Origin of the sequence: Streptomyces sp. SID5785, assembly GCF_009870065.1 — a bacterium.
GTDB lineage: Bacteria > Actinomycetota > Actinomycetes > Streptomycetales > Streptomycetaceae > Streptomyces.
On the sequence record NZ_WWIA01000294.1, the window covers coordinates 1 to 230 of the forward strand.

A 230-nucleotide genomic window follows, 5' to 3' on the forward strand; every position below is an offset into this window, starting at 1 on the left:
CTGCCCGAGGCGGGCGACGCCGTCCTCACGCTCCCGCCCCGCCATCTCACCGACCCGGAGACGTACGCGGCCGCCACCGTCATCCCGCCCGACGCTCCCGAGGCCGAGCAGGAGCGGGTGGCCCGGGCCCGCCGCGACCTCGCGGTCGAGGGCTATCTGCGGCTGCGCGAGGACCCGGCGGCGCTCACCGCCTTCCACCGCGCGGCCGCCGCGCTCGTCCGTGACCGGCT

The 230-nt window shown here is 79.1% G+C and carries 1 pseudogene; it reads left to right on the forward strand.

Going from position 1 to position 230, the window contains the following annotated elements:
- Positions 1-230: pseudogene (locus GTW43_RS09085) on the forward strand (cupin); the annotation flags it as partial.